Below are 16076 nucleotides of genomic sequence, written 5' to 3'. Positions count from 1 at the left end.
TTACCATCGTCAGGCACGTCATGTCCTACGCCACCCCCCTCGAAGCCCGCATCGCCAGGAAAGTCGCGAAGGCCTCGATCGACCATCGGCTGATCGAGGCCGGCGATCGGATCATGGTCGGCTTGTCCGGCGGCAAGGACAGCTGGGCCCTGCTGCAGATCCTCGACGTCATCCGGCAGCGGGCGCCGTTTCCCTTCTCGTTCATCGCCGTCAACGTCGACTCCGGCTACAAGGACTTCAAGCACGACGTCATCCGGAAGGCCTGCGAGGACCGCGGCTGGGAGATCCGCATCGAGCACACCGAGATCGGCGAGGTGATGGACGATCTGCTCGAGGCCAACGCCACGCCCTGTTCGCTGTGCGCACGGCTGCGTCGCGGCGTGCTCTACCGGATCGCGGACGAAGAGGGCGCGACGAAGATCGCGCTCGGCCACCACCTCGACGACTTCATCGAGACGTTGCTGCTGAACCTGTTCTTCGGCGGAGCCTTGAAGGCGATGCCGGCCCGCCTCGTGTCCGACAGCGAACGGCACGTCGTCATCCGTCCGCTGGTCTACGTGTCGGAACAGGAAGCGCTCGACTACGCACTGGCCTGCGAACTGCCCATCGTCGGCTGCTGCTGCCCGGCGTGTGGCGACCTCGGCCTGCAGCGGCAGCGCCTCAAGCGGCTGATCGGCGATCTCGACCGCGAACATCCGGGCATCAAGTCGTCGATGCTGAAGGCCATCCAGAACGTGCATCCGCGGCACCTGCTCGACCGGCGCCTGACGCCCCTGTCCGATCTCGCGCGTGATCTGGCGCCCGGCGCGGACGAGGCGACGGGCGCGCAGCCCCTGCCGCTGGTCAGGCGGCCGACGACGAACGCCTCCATCGCGGGATGAGAGCCGTCCTCCAGCGGGTCCGTACGGCCTCGGTGACCGTCGCGGGTGCCACCGTGGGACGCATCGACCGCGGTCTGCTGGTGCTGCTCGGCGTGACCGTGGGTGACACCGAGGCCGACCTCACGTACATCGTGGAGCGGACCATCGGCCTGCGCGTCTTCCCCGATGCCGATGGACGGATGAACGTCGACGTGCGGGCCACCGGCGGAGCGCTGCTCGTCGTCTCCCAGTTCACGATCGCGGGCGACTGCCGCAAGGGACGGCGCCCCTCCTGGGACGGGGCGGCACGGCCCGACGACGCTCGCGTGTGGTACGAGCGCGCGCTCGACGCGTGGCGTGCGCACGGCGTGCCCGTCGAAGCCGGCGTCTTTCAGGCAGACATGCAAGTGGCACTTGTCAACGACGGGCCCGTCACCGTGCTGCTCGACAGCCGCAAGCAGTTCTGACACCCTGACCACGCAGCGCGCGGGCACGTCGACCGAATACCGGGCACCGCGCAGATCGCGTTCCTCAATCGGCGTGTCCGATGATCCTGTCCGGTGACCGGGGCGCGCAGCCCGGTGACCGGCCCTGGTACCCATGCACTTCTGGAAAGCCCACGCGTACGGCAACGACTTCCTCTACGCCGCGTTCGCCGACGTCGTCAGTAACGACCTGGCCGACCTCGCTCGCCACATGTGTGCGCGGACGACGGGCGTCGGGGCCGACGGCCTGATCCTCTTCGAGACCCGGCGCGGTGGCGCGCGGATGCGCCTGCACAACGCCGACGGGTCGATCGCGGAGGTCTCGGGCAACGGGGTCCGGGGCCTCGGGGCCATCCTCGCCCAGGAGCAGAATGCCGCCACGGGCACGACCTTCGTCATCGACACCGACGCCGGCGCCAAGCGGCTCGAACTCGTGTCGCGTGACGACAAGGGACGCCCGGTGTTTCGGGCAGCGATGGGGCAGCCGGAGCGGGTGGCCCGTCAGGATGTGGCGCTCGGAGACGAGACGCTCCCGCTCGTCACGCTGTGGATGGGCAATCCGCAGGCCGTCTGGCTCGTGGACGCGCTCGACACGCGCGAGATGCTGCGGGTGGGCGCCGCGCTGCAGCATCACCCGGCGTTCCCCGACGCGGTGAACCTCGAGCTCGCCCGCGTGGTGTCACCGACGGAAGTCGAGATCCTCATCTACGAGCGGGGCGTCGGGCCGACGAGTTCGTCGGGGACCGGCTCCTGCGCGGCGGCGGTGGCCGCCGCCGCCTTCGGCGGGGCCGAACGCCGGCTCGACGTGCTTGCTCCCGGTGGACGCCAGCGCGTCGAATGGCGCGACGACGGCGTGTACCTGACGGGGTGGGCCGAGGTGATCTGCGACGGGACCTGGCTGGCGTGAGAACGCTGCACGAGGCGATCGGCGCCGTCGAGACCTACTCCCCGGCGGAGGAGGCCTTCAACCGCCGGCGCCGAACCTGGGGGCTGTTCCTCGGCCCCCTCGTCCTCGTGCTCGTGTGGGTCGCGCCTCTGCACCTGCCGGCGCCGGCACACCGCATGGCCGCCATCCTCGCGATGGTCGTGGTCCTCTGGATCACCGAGGCCCTGCCGATGGCCGTCACCGCGCTGCTCGGGCCGGTGCTGGCCGTCATCTGTCAGGTGGCCCCGGCGCGCGCCGCCCTGGCCCCATTTGCCGACCCGATCATCTTCCTCTTCATCGGCAGCTTCATCCTGGCCGAGGCGATGTTCGTCCACGGCCTCGACCGGCGCATCGCCTTCACCGCCCTGGCCTCGCGATGGGTGGGCACCAGCGGCACCCGCATCCTCATCGTCTACGGACTGGTGGGGACGGTGATTTCGATGTGGATGAGCAACACCGCCACCACGGCGATGATGTTTCCCATCGGCGTTTCCATCGTCGCGCAACTCCGGCGGGGGACGATGGGGCAGGACGAGGGGCTGCGGCGGTTCGCGACGGCGATGATGCTGATCACGTCGTTCGGGGCCTCGATCGGCGGCATGGCGACGCCCGTCGGGACGCCTCCGAACCTGATCGGGATTGGCCTGATCGAGCGCATCACCGGCACCCACATCGGCTTCTTCCGATGGATGGCCATCGGCGTGCCGCTGGTGCTGATCCTGTTCGCGGTCCTCGCGGCGTTCTTCGCCTGGACGAGCACGCGTGGCGTGCAGGTGGGCGAGGCGAGCGCCCGCATCGTGCGCGAGGAACTGGCCCGGCTCGGGCCGATGTCGCGGGCGCAGCGCAACGTGTGCCTCGCGTTCGGCGTCACGGTGGTGCTCTGGACCTTTCCTGGAGTGCTGGCCGTGGCGGGCCTGTCCGAGGCGCCCATCGCGCGGGCCTACATGACGTCGATGCCGGAGGGGGTGGCGGCGATGCTCGGCGCCATGCTCCTGTTCGTGCTGCCGGTGCACTGGGCCGCCCGCCGCTTCACCATCACGTGGGAGGAGGCCGCCCGCATCGATTGGGGCATCGTCCTGCTGTACGGCGGTGGGCTGGCGATGGGGGACCTGGCGTTCTCGACGGGACTGGCGACCGCGATGGGGGAAGGGCTGACGGCCTACCTGCCCGGCGCCGGGCCGATGCTGCTCACCACCGTGTTCACGGGCGTCGCCATCCTGCTCTCCGAGACCACCTCGAACACCGCCTCAGCCAACATGGTCGTGCCGGTCGCCATCGCGGTGGCGACGGCCTCGGGCGTCGACCCGATGCTGCCCGCGCTCGGCGCCACGCTGGGGGCGTCGATGGGCTTCATGATGCCCATTTCCACGGCCCCGAATGCGATTGTCTACAGCAGCGGGCACGTGCCCATCAGCGCCATGATGCGCTACGGCATCGTGCTCGACGTCGCCGGCTTCCTGACCATCGTCGGCCTGCTGGCCGTGCTGGGCCCGCTGCTGTTCTGACCGACGTTGCCAGGGTGCGACCTCTGCGATCGCTCGCGGCGCCCCACGAGGCAGTTCCTGCCACCCTGCGGCGTGCTCAGCGACCGCGTCGGGCCGGTCGGGCCGGAGGCGCGGCCATCGTGGCCGCCTCGAACGCGCGTGTGGCGGCCTGAATCTGCGCGCCCACGGGCGTGACCACCGTCAACACCTGATCGAACCGCTGCGCGTCGAGGTGTGAGCGCGCTTCTTGCAAGCCGCTGGTCGCGGTGGCGATGGCCTGCTGGAGGGCCGTCTGTGCCGCCACGGCCGTCGCCGGGCGCCGGCCGGTCGTCGGGGCCGCCGCGACGGCAGCGCCCAGGCGCTGCTGGGCCATGGCGAGCGCCAGTTCGGCCGACGTGATGGCACGCTCGGCCTGGCCCCGGGCGACGGCCTTGCGGTCTCCGGCGTCACGGGCGGCCGTCTGGGCGCGCTGCCGCGCATCGAGGGCGTGATTGAGGGCCTGGCGGAAGTCCCGTTGCCCGGCGGCCTCGTGCGAGCGGCGCAGGGCGGTTTCGGCCGCGGTGAACTCCTCCGGCGCGTACTGGGGCGCGCCCGCGGCCCTGGCCGTGGCGATGGCGCCTTCGGCCTGATCCATCTCCTTCTGGGGAGGGGCGGCACAGGCGGTGAGGGAGGCGAGAGCAAGAGCCGCACAAGCGGCGCGCAGCACGGCGCGCACCGTGCCGGGACGATCGGACATGCGCAGGAGTATACCGAGTGAGCGTAGTAGGATGAGGGGCTTGGCCCACACGGCGGGGCCGACGACGAGGGGACGTGCGGTGTGAGGGACCTGGCGCCGCAGGATCGCCCGCGCGAGAAGCTCGCCGACCGTGGCAAGGGGGCGCTCGGCGACAACGAGTTGCTCGCGGTGCTGCTCGGTCACGGCACCGGGGGCGCGACGGCGCTCGACCTCGCCAATCGCCTGCTGGCCGACGTCGGCGGGCTGCGAGGGCTGGCCCGGGTGTCGCCCGTGGAACTGGCCAAGACGCGCGGCGTCGGGCCGGCCACGGCAGGGCGTCTCGTGGCGGCGGTCGAGCTGGGCCGTCGCAGCGTGGTGCGGGCGGGGCCGGTGCGACTCCAGATCGCCGCGTCGGTGGATGCGGCCCGGTATCTGCTGCCGCGGTTCGGCGGGGCCGAGGTGGAGCAGGGCGGCGTGTTGCTGCTCGATGCCAGGCACCGGGTGCTGCAGGCCCGGGTGCTGACGCGCGGGACCGCCGACGCCACGTCGATGCACCCACGCGATGTCTTCCGCGAGGCGGCCCTGGCCGGCGCCGCGGCGGTCGTGCTGTTTCACAACCACCCGTCCGGCGATCCGCTGCCGAGCCCGGACGATCTCGAACTGACGCAGCGGATGATGAAGGCCGGCGAGCTGATGGGCATCCTTGTGGTCGACCACATCATCCTGGGCGACACGAGCTACTGCAGCCTTCGCGACCTCGGCAAGCTGACCCCCTGACCCCACACCATGCCGCGCTTCTATCTCACGACCGCCATCGACTACGTGAACAGCCGTCCGCATCTCGGCACGGCCTACGAGAAGATCACGGCCGACGTCATCGCGCGCTACAAGCGGCTCGGCGGCGTGGACACCCACTTCGTCATGGGCAACGACGAACACTCGCAGAACGTGTTCCGCCGCGCGCGTGAGCTCGGCCAGGAACCCCTGGCGTACTGTGACCGCATGGAGCAGGAGTTCCGCGACGTCTGGCGGGCCCTCGACCTGTCGTTCGACGACTTCATCCGGACGACCCAGCCGCGCCACAAGGCCGCCGTCGAGACGATCGTCACCCGGATCGCGGCGGCGGGCGACCTGTATCAGGCCGACTACGAGGGCTGGTACTGCGTCGGCTGCGAGGCGTTCAAGCAGGAGAAGGACCTGGTCGAGGGGCTGTGCCCGATTCATCGGACGAAGCCGGACTGGATCAAGGAGCGCAACCACTTCTTCAAGCTGTCGGCCTACCGTGACCGGTTGCTGGCGCACTTTGCCGAGCATCCCGAGTTCCTGCAGCCCGACGTCCGACGCAACGAGATCCTGCGGTTGCTCGAGGCCGGGCTCGAGGACATCTCGATCAGCCGCGCCGGGCAGTCGTGGGGCATTCCGCTGCCGACCGACCCGTCCAGCGTGGTGTACGTGTGGTTCGATGCGCTGATCAACTACGCCTCCGCCGTAGGGCTCGGGACCGACCCGGCGTTGTTCGACACCTGGTGGCCCGCCGACCTGCACGTGGTCGGCAAGGACATCACGCGGTTCCATGCGGTGATCTGGCCGGCCATGCTCATGAGCGCCGGCCTGCCCGTGCCGCGGCAGGTGTTCGGACACGGGTGGGTCCACCTGCGGGGCGAGAAGATGAGCAAGTCGCTGGGGACCGCCATCGATCCGCTCGAGGCCGCGCAGCGCTTCGGCGCCGATGCCCTGCGTCTCTTCCTCACCAAGGAGATCCCGTACGGCGCCGATGGCGACTTCACCTTCGAGCGGTTCGAGGAACGGTACAACGCCGACCTGGCAAACAATCTCGGCAATCTGGTGAATCGTGTCACCGCGATGGGCGCCCGCTATCGCCAGGGGCACCTGACCCCGACGGGCTCGCCCTCGCGCCTGCAGGACCTGGCGGCGACCACGGTGCGGGAGTATGGGGCGGCGATGGACACCTACGCCCTGCACCAGGGCGTGGCGTCGGTGTTCCGCCTGCTCGACGCCACCAACGAGTACCTCGCCGAGCGGGCCCCGTGGACCCTCGCGAAGGACCCGGCCAACGCCGCGGCCCTCGATGAGGTGTTGTTCACGGCCGCCGAGAGCCTGCGGCTGGCCACCGTGCTGCTGGGCCCCGTGATGCCCGCGTCCACCCAGGCCATCCTCGCGCGCCTCGGCGACCACACGCCGCTCGTCGACCGTCGTCTGGCGGTCGATGGCGCGTGGCGTGCCGCTGGCGCGCGCACGGTGGCGGCTGGCGAGGCCCTGTGGCCGCGCGTGGTCACCGCCGAGCCCACCACCCCCGATGTCACCGCCGCGCCTGCGCCCGTGCAGGTCCGCGCCCTGTCTGGAGTCTCGTCCGTGCCCGAAGACCAGTCGTCCGCCACTCCCGTGTCCCCTGTCGCGGCCCCGGCCGCTCCCGCCGCGTCCGCCCCCGCACCGGCGCCGACGAGTCCGGCGCCGGGCGCCAGCGAGGACGCGGTCATCACCATCGACGACTTCATGAAGGTGGAGCTGAAGGTGGGGAAGGTCCTGGCCGCCGAGGCCGTGCCGAAGTCGAAGAAGCTGCTGAAGCTGACGGTGCAGGATGGCGCGGCGTCCGAGCGGACCATCCTGGCGGGAATCGCCGAGTCCTACACGCCTGAGGCCATCGTGGGCCGCACGATCGCCTTTGTCGCCAATCTCGCGCCGCGGCCGATGATGGGCCTGGTGTCGCACGGAATGGTGCTCGCCGCCGACACCGACGGCAAGGCGCAACTCATCGCGTTCGAGACGCCACCCGCTCCCGGTACGCGTATTCGTTGACGTCCGACTCCCGAAGGCCGAAGGCCGATTGACGAAGGCCCTCTGAATGTTGATCGACACCCACTGTCACATCGCGGGCGACGAGTTCGTCGACGACCTGTCGGCCGTCGTGGCCCGCGCGCGCGAGGCTGGCGTGCAGCAGGCCATCTGCATCCTCGATGCGACCGCTCGCGTCGAACTCGAAAGAGTCCCCGGGGTGCGCACGGCCTGGCCCGGCGTGGCCTTCGCCGTGGGCGTGCACCCGCATCATGCCGGCAAGGTGTCGGTGGACGAGGTCGAGGCACTCGTGGGTGCCGCGCTTGAGGAGACGGGGGCGGTGGCCGTAGGTGAGATCGGCCTCGACTACCACTACGATTTCTCCCCGCGCGCGCAGCAGCAGGCGGTGTTCGGTCGTCAGATCTCGCTGGCCGTGGCGCGCGACCTGCCCGTCGTGATTCACACCCGCGAGGCCGATGCCGACACACTGGAGGTGATCGACACGGCAGGCGGCGGGCGGGCGCGAGGGGTGTTTCACTGCTTCACGGGCGACCAGGCGCTGGCCGAGGCGGCGGTCGCGCGGGGCTTCCACCTGTCGTTCTCCGGCATTGCGACGTTCCCGCGGGCTGAGAGCATCCGCGAGGTGGCGGCCTGGGTGCCAGCCGATCGCTGGCTGGTCGAAACCGACAGTCCGTACCTGTCGCCGGCGCCTCAGCGCGGCGGGCGCAACGAGCCGGGGCGGGTCGGCCGGGTGCTGGACACCGTGGCGCGCGTGCGGGGGATGTCCCTGGACGAGGCCGCCGAGCAGGCGTACACGAATGCGGCGGCCCTCTTCGGTATCAGCGGGCCCAACAGGTAGGCGCGCGTTGACAGCGCCACCCCAATGTGTTGAGATTCCTGAGGTTTCGCACGTGCAGCCTTCCTCGTCCCCCTCTGATCTAGCGCAGCTGTTCGAGCCCGTCAGGGATGACCTGGAACGCGTCAACCAGGCGTTTCTCAGGCACATCGACTCGCGCGTCGAGTTGATCCCGGAGATCGGCAAGTACCTGCAGAACACCGGCGGCAAGCGCGTGCGCCCCGCGGTGATGCTCATGGCGAGCCGCCTGGCCGGCGGGCACGACAAGAGCGACATGGCCGTGCTCTACGCCTCGGTCATCGAGTTCATCCACACCGCCACGCTCGTCCACGACGACATCATCGACGACTCCGAGCTGCGCCGCGGCCGCCTGGCGGTCCACGCGCGCTGGGGCAACGACGTCACCGTCCTGCTGGGCGACTACCTGTACATCAAGTCCCTCGGGATGGCGCTCGAGTACGACCGCATCGACGTCCTCCGCGTGCTCTGCGACATCACGCTGAAGATGATCGAGGGGGAGCTCTACCAGCTCACCAAGAACGGCGACACCGAGATCACCGAGGACGAGCACTTCGACATCATCCGGCGCAAGACGGCCTACCTGTTTGCCGGCTCGGCCCGTATCGGCGGCATGGTCGGCACGATCACGCCGGCGCAGGAACAGGCGCTCTGGGACTACGGCTTCAATCTCGGCGTGGCCTTCCAGCTGGTCGACGACCTGCTGGACTACACCGCCGACCAGGCGGCGCTCGGCAAGCCCATCGGCAGCGACCTGCGTGAAGGCAAGCTGACGCTCCCGATCATCCTGCTGCGCGATCGGGTCCCCGACCAGGCTCGCCCGATCATCGAGCAGGTCGTGCGCGATGCCGACGTCAGTGAAGAGGCCTGGCGGCAACTCCTCGGCCTCCTGCGCGAGTACGACATCATCCCGCAGGTGACGCGACGCGCCGGCGAGTACGTCGAGCAGGCGCGGCGTCAGCTCGCGTCCTTCCCGGAGAGCCGGGAGCGGGATGCGTTGGCCGGCCTCGCGGACTACGTGCTGGCGCGCGACCGGTAGGCCGAGCCGCATGGCCGCCGCGCCAGCTGACCGCATCGACGCCCTGCGCGCCCTCATCAGGCACCACGAGGAGCGCTACTACGTCCACGACGCCCCCGAGATCGCCGACGCGGAGTTCGACGCGCTGGTGCGCGAGTTGCGCGACCTCGAGTCGGCGCGCCCCGACCTCGTCACCGCCGATTCGCCGACTCAACGCGTCAGCGGGCGGCCCGCCGAGGGGTTCGCCACGGCCGAGCACCTGCGGCCGATGCTCAGCCTCGACAACGCCTACACGGACGAGGAACTCGACGCCTTCGACGAGCGCGTGCGCAAGGGCCTCGGCACCGACGGCCCCACCGACGGCCCCGTCCACTACGTCGCCGAACTCAAGATCGACGGCCTCAGCATCGCCGTCACCTACGAGGATGGCGTGTTCAGCCGTGGCGTCACGCGCGGGGACGGCGTGTTCGGCGAGGACGTGTCGAGCAACGTCCGGACGATTCAGTCGATCCCGCTTCGCCTCAAGTCGGCCCCCGACGGCCGTCTCGAAGTGCGCGGCGAAATCTACCTGCCGCGTGCCGCCTTCGAGCGCCTCAACGAGTCGCGCGAGGCGGACGCCGAGCCGCTGTTCGCCAATCCCCGCAACGCCGCCGCCGGCACCCTGCGCAACCTCGACCCGTCCCTGGTCGCCAGCCGAGGACTGCGGGCGTTCTTCTACCACGCCGTGCGGGAAGAGCAGGTCGGGAGTCGGGAGTCGGGAGTCGGGAGTCGGGGTGACGACCCGGACGCGCCGACGGATGGCCTGCCATCGACACAGGGCGCGCTGATGGAGGCGCTGGCGGCGTGGGGGCTGCCGGTCGAGAAGCACTGGCGTCACTGCGAGGGCATCGAGGCCGTCAAGGCGTTCTGCGCCTCCTGGGCCCAGACCCGCCAACAGCTGCCCTTCGACACCGATGGCATCGTCATCAAGGTGGATCGCCGCGAGGAGCGACGTCGGCTCGGCTTCACGTCGAAGTTCCCGCGTTGGGCCACCGCGTACAAGTTCCCCGCCCAGCAGGCGACCACGCGGCTCATCCGGATCGACGTGCAGGTCGGCCGCACGGGCGCGGTGACGCCGCTCGCCGTGCTCGCGCCGGTGCTGCTCGCGGGCTCGACCATCCAGTACGCCACCTTGCACAACGAGGAGGAGATCCGCCGCAAGGACATCCGTCCGGGCGACGAGGTCCTGCTCGAAAAGGGGGGCGACGTCATCCCCAAGATCGTCATGCCCATCCTCGCGCACCGGCCGGAGGGGCTGCCGCCCTTCGTCATGCCGGCCGCATGCCCCGTCTGCGCGAGCACCCTCGAGCGGCCAGAGGACGAGGTCGTCTGGCGGTGTCCGAATCCGAGTTGTCCGGCGCGGCTGCGACGCAGCCTCGAGCACTTCGCCGGTCGGCGCGCCATGAACATCGACGGCCTGGGGGAGGCGCTGGTCGACAAGCTGGTCGCGCTCGAACTGGTGCGTGATTTTGCCGACCTGTATCACCTGACCGTCGAGACGCTGGCCGACCTCAAGTTCGAGGCGCAGCCGCGCACGCCGAAGGCCGCCGCCGACGCGCCGGCGCGCGTGCTCACGCCGCGCCGCTTCGGCGAGAAGTCGGCCGGGGCGCTCGTTGCGCAGATCGACAACAGCCGTCGCAACGAGCTGTGGCGGCTGATCTTCGGCCTCGGCGTCCGGCACGTCGGCGAACGGGGGGCCCAGGCGCTGGCCGAGGCCTTCGGCACGATGGACGTCATGGCTGGCGCCACGGTCGAACAACTGCAGGCGGTGCCCGACATCGGCCCGGTCGTCGCCGCGTCGGTGCGTCGCTTCTTCGACGCGCGCGAGACCCAGCGGCTCATCGCCCGCCTGGCGGCCGCGGGCGTGCACATGGGGACGCCGGTGGCCGAGGGACGCGGGCCGCGCCCACTCGAAGGGCGCAGCATCGTCCTGACGGGGACGCTGTCGACGATGAGCCGAGACGAGGCGACCGAGCGGCTGACGGCCCTCGGCGCCAGGGTGGCCGGGTCGGTGAGCAAGAAGACCTCGCTCGTCATCGCCGGCGAGGACGCCGGCAGCAAGCTGATCAAGGCGCGCGAGTTGGGGATCACGGTCGCCGACGAGGCAGCCCTCCAACGGTTGTTGGGCGATCCCTCGCAGTGGCCGTCAGGGAACCCGTAGCCTGTAGTCTGTAGGCGGCCCTGCCCCTGAGCCCTGAGCCCTGAGCCCAACCTGAGAGCCCTGAACCGTGAGCCCTGAGCCTGTATGAGCGGACGCATTTTGGTGATTGACGACGAAGCCGGCATCCGCGAAAGCCTGCGGATGATTCTCGAATACGAGGGGTACCGCTGTGTGCTCGCGGCCACCGGCGAGGAAGGGCTGGCCCTGGCGCGGAGCGAGGCCCCCGACCTGGTTTTCTCCGACATCAAGATGCCGGGACTCGACGGGCTGGAGGTGCTGACGCGCCTCAAGGCCCACGACGAGTCGCTGCCGGTCGTGATGATTTCCGGGCACGGCACCGTCGCGACGGCCGTCGAGGCCACCAAGCTCGGCGCCATGGACTTCATCGAGAAGCCGCTGTCGACCGAGCGCGTGCTGCTCACCGTGCGCAATGCGCTGAACGCGAGCCGCCTGGAGCAGGAGAATCGTCGCCTGCGCGGGGCCGAAGATGCGCGCTACAACATCGTCGGACAGAGTCCGGTGCTGATGCAGGTGCTCGATGCGGTCGGGCGCGCCGCGCCGACCAACGCCACCGTCCTCGTGCTGGGGGAGAGTGGCGTCGGCAAGGAACTCGTGGCTCGTGCCATCCACCGCAACAGCCTGCGATCCCGCGAACGGTTCGTGCAGGTCAATTGCGCGGCCATTCCCGAGGAACTGATCGAGAGCGAGCTGTTCGGTCACGAGAAGGGCAGCTTCACCGGGGCGACCGACAAGCAGATCGGCAAGTTCGAGCTGGCAGACCGCGGCACGATCTTCCTCGACGAAGTCGGCGACATGAGCCAGAAGACGCAAGCCAAGGTCCTCCGCGTGCTGCAGGAGGGCGAGGTCGAGCGGATCGGCTCGCAGCGCACCCTCAAGGTGGACGTCCGCGTGATTGCGGCCACCAACAAGGACCTCGAGGCGGCCATCGGCGAAGGCACCTTCCGAGAGGACCTCTACTTCCGCCTGAGCGTGATTCCGGTCCACGTGCCGCCGCTGCGCGAGCGCCCCGAGGACATCCCGGCGCTGGTCAAGCACTTCGCCGACCTGTTCGCAGCCGATGGGGGGCGGACGCGGCGCTTCACCCCGGACGCCCTCGGCGTGCTGCAGCAGCATCGCTGGCGCGGCAACATCCGCGAGTTGAAGAACACCATCGAGCGCGTGCTGATCATGGCGCGCGGCGACGTGGTGGACGTGGCCGACGTGCGCCAGTTTCTCCGCGTGGACGGCACGGGCGCCACGACTGCGCCGCCGCCGCCCGCTGCGCCCGTCCTGGCCCCGCTGCCGGCCGCGGTGACCGTCGCGGAGGGGGCGGCCGGTCTTCCGGCGTATCAGATGCCGCCCATCGTTCCCGAGCTGCTGCCATCGACCGGGGCCTCGCGACCCCCTGCTCCGAAGCCGACGACACTGCGGGAGTTCAAGGAGCAGGTGGAGCGGGAGTTCCTGGTGGAGAAGCTGCGCGAGCACGGCTGGAACATCTCGCGGACGGCCGAGGTCATCGACACGCCCCGCAGCAATCTGTACAAGAAGCTCGAACAGTACGAGATCACGCAGGAGAAGGACGGCTAGGGCCGGCAATCTCGCAATGCCGCGATGCCGCGATGCCGGAATGCTGCACGGTGGCGAAGGCCCAAGGCCCAGGGACAAAGGCCTGTCAGGTATCATCCCTTTGCGGCAGTCGTCCAGGCGATCGCTGGCAGAGGGACGTGAGTCCGCTGCTGGAGGAAAGTCCGAACTCCGCAGGGCAGTGCGCCGGGTAACACCCGGGCGGGGCAACCCGACGGAAAGTGGCACAGAAAATATACCGCCCTGAGCGAGGCGTCGGTGGCGCGCAAGCGCCGCCGACGCCGAGTCGAAGGGTAAGGGTGAAAAGGTGCGGTAAGAGCGCACCGCGCGGCCGGCAACGGGCGTGGCAGGCAAAACCCCGCACGGAGCAAGACCAAATAGGGAGGCGCTCGAGGACGGCCCGTCCGAAGCCTCCGGGTAGGTTGCTCGAGGCCGTCAGCAATGCCGGTCCCAGAGGAATGATCGCCCGTTCGTGGGCCCGCAAGGGCGCGCGGACCGACAGAATTCGGCTTACCGGATGGCTGCCGCACTTCCAGCATCCTACACACGCGTGAGGACGCGTGAGGAGAGACCACACGAGATGGCGTTCTACCTTGTCACGGGCGGAGCAGGCTTCATCGGGTCGCACATGGTCGAGGCCCTGCGCGGCCGCGGACATCGGGTGCGCGTGGTGGACAACCTCGTGACCGGTCACCGCCGCAACCTCGCGCACATCGACGAGGTCGAGTTCCTCGAAGGCGATCTCGCCGACGAGGCGGTCGCCCGCCGGGCCGTCGAGGGCGTCGAGTACGTGCTCCATCAGGCGGCCATCCCGTCGGTGCCGCGTTCGGTCGAGGACCCCCTCACCTCGAACCGCGCCAACATCGACGCGACGCTGAGCCTGCTCGTGGCGGCGCGCGATGCCGGCGTGAAGCGCGTCGTGTACGCCGGCAGTTCGTCGGCCTACGGCAATGCCGCCGCCCTGCCCAAGCAGGAGGACATGCCCACCGGGCCCCTCTCGCCCTATGCGCTGCAGAAGCTCGTGGGCGAGCAGTACATGCAGATGTTCACGGAGCTCTACGGGCTGTCCACCGTGACCATCCGCTACTTCAACGTCTTCGGGCCTCGCCAGGATCCGTCGTCGGCCTACTCGGGCGTGATCTCGCTCTTCATCCGCCATCTCGTCGAGGGCCGGTCGCCGACGATGCACGGCGATGGGGAGCAGACGCGCGACTTCACCTTCGTGGCCAACGTCGTCGATGGCGCGCTCCGCGCCAGCCAGGCCGAGACGGCGGTGAGCGGCAAGGTCATCAACGTCGCCACCGGGTCGCGAATCTCGCTGAACGACCTGTTCCACACCCTCAAGCGCATCACCGGCGCGAACGTGGAGGCCACCTACGGTCCGCCTCGCGCCGGCGACGTGCGGGACTCGCTGGCGGACATCAGCCGCGCCAAGGATCTCCTCGGCTACACGCCGCTGGTGCATCTCGAAGACGGGCTGCGACAGACCGTGGCCTGGTTCGCCTCGACCCAGCAGCCGACGGCCTGAGCCGCGCGTCGCGTGAACGCCTCCGCGCCGACGACGCCGGGTCTCTCGAGGACGCTGGGGACGTTCCAGCTCTGGGGCATCGCCGTGGGACTCGTCATCTCTGGCGAGTATTTCGGCTGGAGCTACGGGTGGGCGTCCGCCGGGACGCTGGGCTTCCTCGTGTCGTCGGCGTTCGTGGCGCTGATGTACGGCACGTTCATCTTCAGTTTCACCGAGCTGACGACGGCCATCCCGCATGCGGGCGGGCCGTTCGAGTACAGCCGCCGTGCGTTCGGGCCGGTGGGCGGTGTGCTGGCCGGCATGGCCACCCTGATCGAGTTCCTGTTCGCGCCGCCGGCGATTGCGCTGGCCATCGGCGCGTACATGCATGTGCAGTACGACTGGCTCGAGCCGCGCTGGGTGGCCGTGGGCGCCTACCTGGTGTTCATGACGCTGAACATCGTCGGCATGCACATCGCCGCCAGCGTCGAGTTGGTCGTGACCCTGGTCGCCATCTTCGAACTGCTCGTCTTCATGGGGGTGGTGGCGCCGGGCTTCTCGCTGGCGAACTTCGTCGACGGCGGCTGGGCCGGTGCCGACACGTTCTCGCTCGCGAGCCTCGGCGGCATCGTCGCCGCGCTGCCGTTCGCGATCTGGTTCTTCCTGGCGATCGAGGGCGTGGCCATGGCCGCCGAGGAAGTGCGGGATCCACAGCGATCCATCCCGCGCGCCTACATCGGCGGCATCGTCACGCTGATCGTGCTGGCAGTGGGCGTGATGATCGCCGCGGGTGGCGTCGGTGACTGGCGAGCGCTCTCGAACATCAACGACCCGCTGCCGCAGGCGATGAAGCGGGTGGTGGGGGAGGACAGCGGCTGGCTGCACATGTTGCTCTGGCTGGGCCTCTTCGGGCTGGTCGCCTCCTTCCACGGCATCATCATCGGCTACTCACGACAGATGTTCGCGCTGGCGCGGGCCGGGTACCTGCCGCGCGTGCTGGCACGCGTGCATCCCCGCTTCCATACGCCCCACGTGGCGATCCTGGCCGGCGGCGTCGTCGGCCTCGCCGCCATCTTCAGTGATGGGCTCGTCCAGATCGCCGGCCAGACTCTGACGGCCACCATCGTCACGATGTCCGTCTTCGGGGCCATCGTGATGTACATCCTCAGCATGGCCAGCCTGTTCCGGTTGCGGCAGGTCGAGCCCGCGATGGTGCGTCCCTTCATGGCGCCGGCCTACCCCTGGTTCCCGGCCTTCGCCCTCGCCGCCGCCGTGCTGTGTCTGGTCACGATGGTGTACTTCAACCCGGTCGTGGCGTCGTGGTTCTTCGGGGGGATGGGGGCGGGACTCGTCTGGTTCCTGCTGGTGCGCGGCCCGCGCGCGACCGCGACGGACGGCCACTGAGGCGGCATCCATGGCCAGCTACAGTCACACGATCGACGGCACGCGCCACGTGTTCGACGACCTCCGCACGCTGCTCGCGCGCGCCACGCCCGAGCGGTCCGGCGATCGACTGGCTGGCGTGGCGGCGGCCTCGGCGGAACAGCGGGCGGCCGCGCAGATGGCCCTCGCCGACGTGCCGCTGCGGCAGTTCCTCGACGAGGCGGTGATCCCGTACGAGCGCGACGACG

14 protein-coding genes and 1 other RNA gene are annotated in these 16076 nt (G+C 69.8%); 14 read left to right on the top strand and 1 reads right to left on the bottom strand.

The genetic code is table 11. From position 1 onward, the window contains the following. Positions 1 to 20: 20 nt before the first annotated feature. From ttcA to Q0C41_RS07000, 4 genes are all read left to right on the top strand, one after another. A complete protein-coding gene (ttcA, locus tag Q0C41_RS07015; protein ID WP_291982234.1) occupies positions 21 to 881 on the top strand; it encodes a tRNA 2-thiocytidine(32) synthetase TtcA in 861 nt (286 codons plus the stop codon). Beyond that, positions 878 to 1327: a D-aminoacyl-tRNA deacylase gene (gene dtd / locus Q0C41_RS07010; RefSeq protein ID WP_291982232.1), complete on the top strand. Its 450-nt coding sequence runs from the start codon at positions 878 to 880 to the stop codon at positions 1325 to 1327. Before ttcA ends, dtd begins: the two co-directional genes overlap by 4 nt. Positions 1328 to 1460: 133 nt before the next feature. After that, on the top strand, positions 1461 to 2252 hold the full coding sequence (gene dapF, locus Q0C41_RS07005; RefSeq protein WP_291982230.1) for a diaminopimelate epimerase: 792 nt from the start codon (positions 1461 to 1463) through the stop codon (positions 2250 to 2252). Then, positions 2249 to 3775, top strand: a complete 1527-nt coding sequence (locus tag Q0C41_RS07000) for a DASS family sodium-coupled anion symporter (RefSeq protein WP_291982228.1) — start codon at positions 2249 to 2251, stop codon at positions 3773 to 3775. Before dapF ends, Q0C41_RS07000 begins: the two co-directional genes overlap by 4 nt. Positions 3776 to 3851: 76 nt before the next feature. Here the strand turns inward: Q0C41_RS07000 and Q0C41_RS06995 are convergent, their stop codons facing one another. Further along, on the bottom strand, positions 3852 to 4490 hold the full coding sequence (locus Q0C41_RS06995; RefSeq protein ID WP_291982226.1) for a DUF4398 domain-containing protein: 639 nt from the start codon (positions 4488 to 4490) through the stop codon (positions 3852 to 3854). Positions 4491 to 4571: 81 nt separating this feature from the next. Between Q0C41_RS06995 and radC the strand changes: the two genes are divergently transcribed. The 10 genes from radC to eutB form a co-directional block, all read left to right on the top strand. Continuing rightward, positions 4572 to 5246 carry a DNA repair protein RadC gene (gene radC, locus Q0C41_RS06990; protein ID WP_291982224.1) on the top strand — a complete coding sequence of 225 codons (675 nt, stop codon included), beginning with the start codon at positions 4572 to 4574 and terminating at the stop codon, positions 5244 to 5246. Positions 5247 to 5255: 9 nt separating this feature from the next. Next, complete coding sequence (gene metG / locus Q0C41_RS06985) at positions 5256 to 7286, top strand: methionine--tRNA ligase (protein ID WP_291982222.1); 2031 nt, start codon at positions 5256 to 5258, stop codon at positions 7284 to 7286. A gap of 46 nt (positions 7287 to 7332) precedes the next feature. Then, positions 7333 to 8121 (top strand): TatD family hydrolase, encoded by a 789-nt coding sequence (locus Q0C41_RS06980; protein WP_291982220.1) that lies wholly within the window; start codon positions 7333 to 7335, stop codon positions 8119 to 8121. Positions 8122 to 8173: 52 nt separating this feature from the next. Continuing rightward, entirely contained in the window at positions 8174 to 9175 is a 1002-nt protein-coding gene (locus Q0C41_RS06975; protein WP_291982218.1) for a polyprenyl synthetase family protein, read from the top strand. 10 nt (positions 9176 to 9185) lie between these two features. Beyond that, the gene (gene ligA / locus Q0C41_RS06970) at positions 9186 to 11354 is read left to right on the top strand and encodes an NAD-dependent DNA ligase LigA (RefSeq protein WP_291982216.1); all 2169 of its coding nucleotides are present in this window, start codon (positions 9186 to 9188) and stop codon (positions 11352 to 11354) included. A gap of 84 nt (positions 11355 to 11438) precedes the next feature. After that, positions 11439 to 12941, top strand: coding sequence for a sigma-54 dependent transcriptional regulator (locus Q0C41_RS06965; RefSeq protein WP_291982215.1), 1503 nt, complete (start codon positions 11439 to 11441; stop codon positions 12939 to 12941). Between the two features lie 105 nt (positions 12942 to 13046). Beyond that, positions 13047 to 13467: RNase P RNA component class A (gene rnpB, locus Q0C41_RS06960), an RNA gene on the top strand. Positions 13468 to 13518: 51 nt separating this feature from the next. Then, positions 13519 to 14466, top strand: a complete 948-nt coding sequence (locus tag Q0C41_RS06955) for an SDR family oxidoreductase (protein WP_291982213.1) — start codon at positions 13519 to 13521, stop codon at positions 14464 to 14466. Between the two features lie 12 nt (positions 14467 to 14478). Continuing rightward, positions 14479 to 15849: an ethanolamine permease gene (eat, locus tag Q0C41_RS06950; protein WP_291982211.1), complete on the top strand. Its 1371-nt coding sequence runs from the start codon at positions 14479 to 14481 to the stop codon at positions 15847 to 15849. A 10-nt stretch (positions 15850 to 15859) separates the two neighbouring features. Continuing rightward, a partial coding sequence (gene eutB, locus Q0C41_RS06945; RefSeq protein ID WP_291982209.1) for an ethanolamine ammonia-lyase subunit EutB occupies positions 15860 to 16076 on the top strand: 217 nt, incomplete at its 3' end.

It is taken from the genome of Luteitalea sp., assembly GCF_022842525.1.
Taxonomy (GTDB): Bacteria; Acidobacteriota; Vicinamibacteria; order Vicinamibacterales; family Vicinamibacteraceae; genus Luteitalea.
This window is presented reverse-complemented; position numbering and strand designations above follow the sequence as displayed.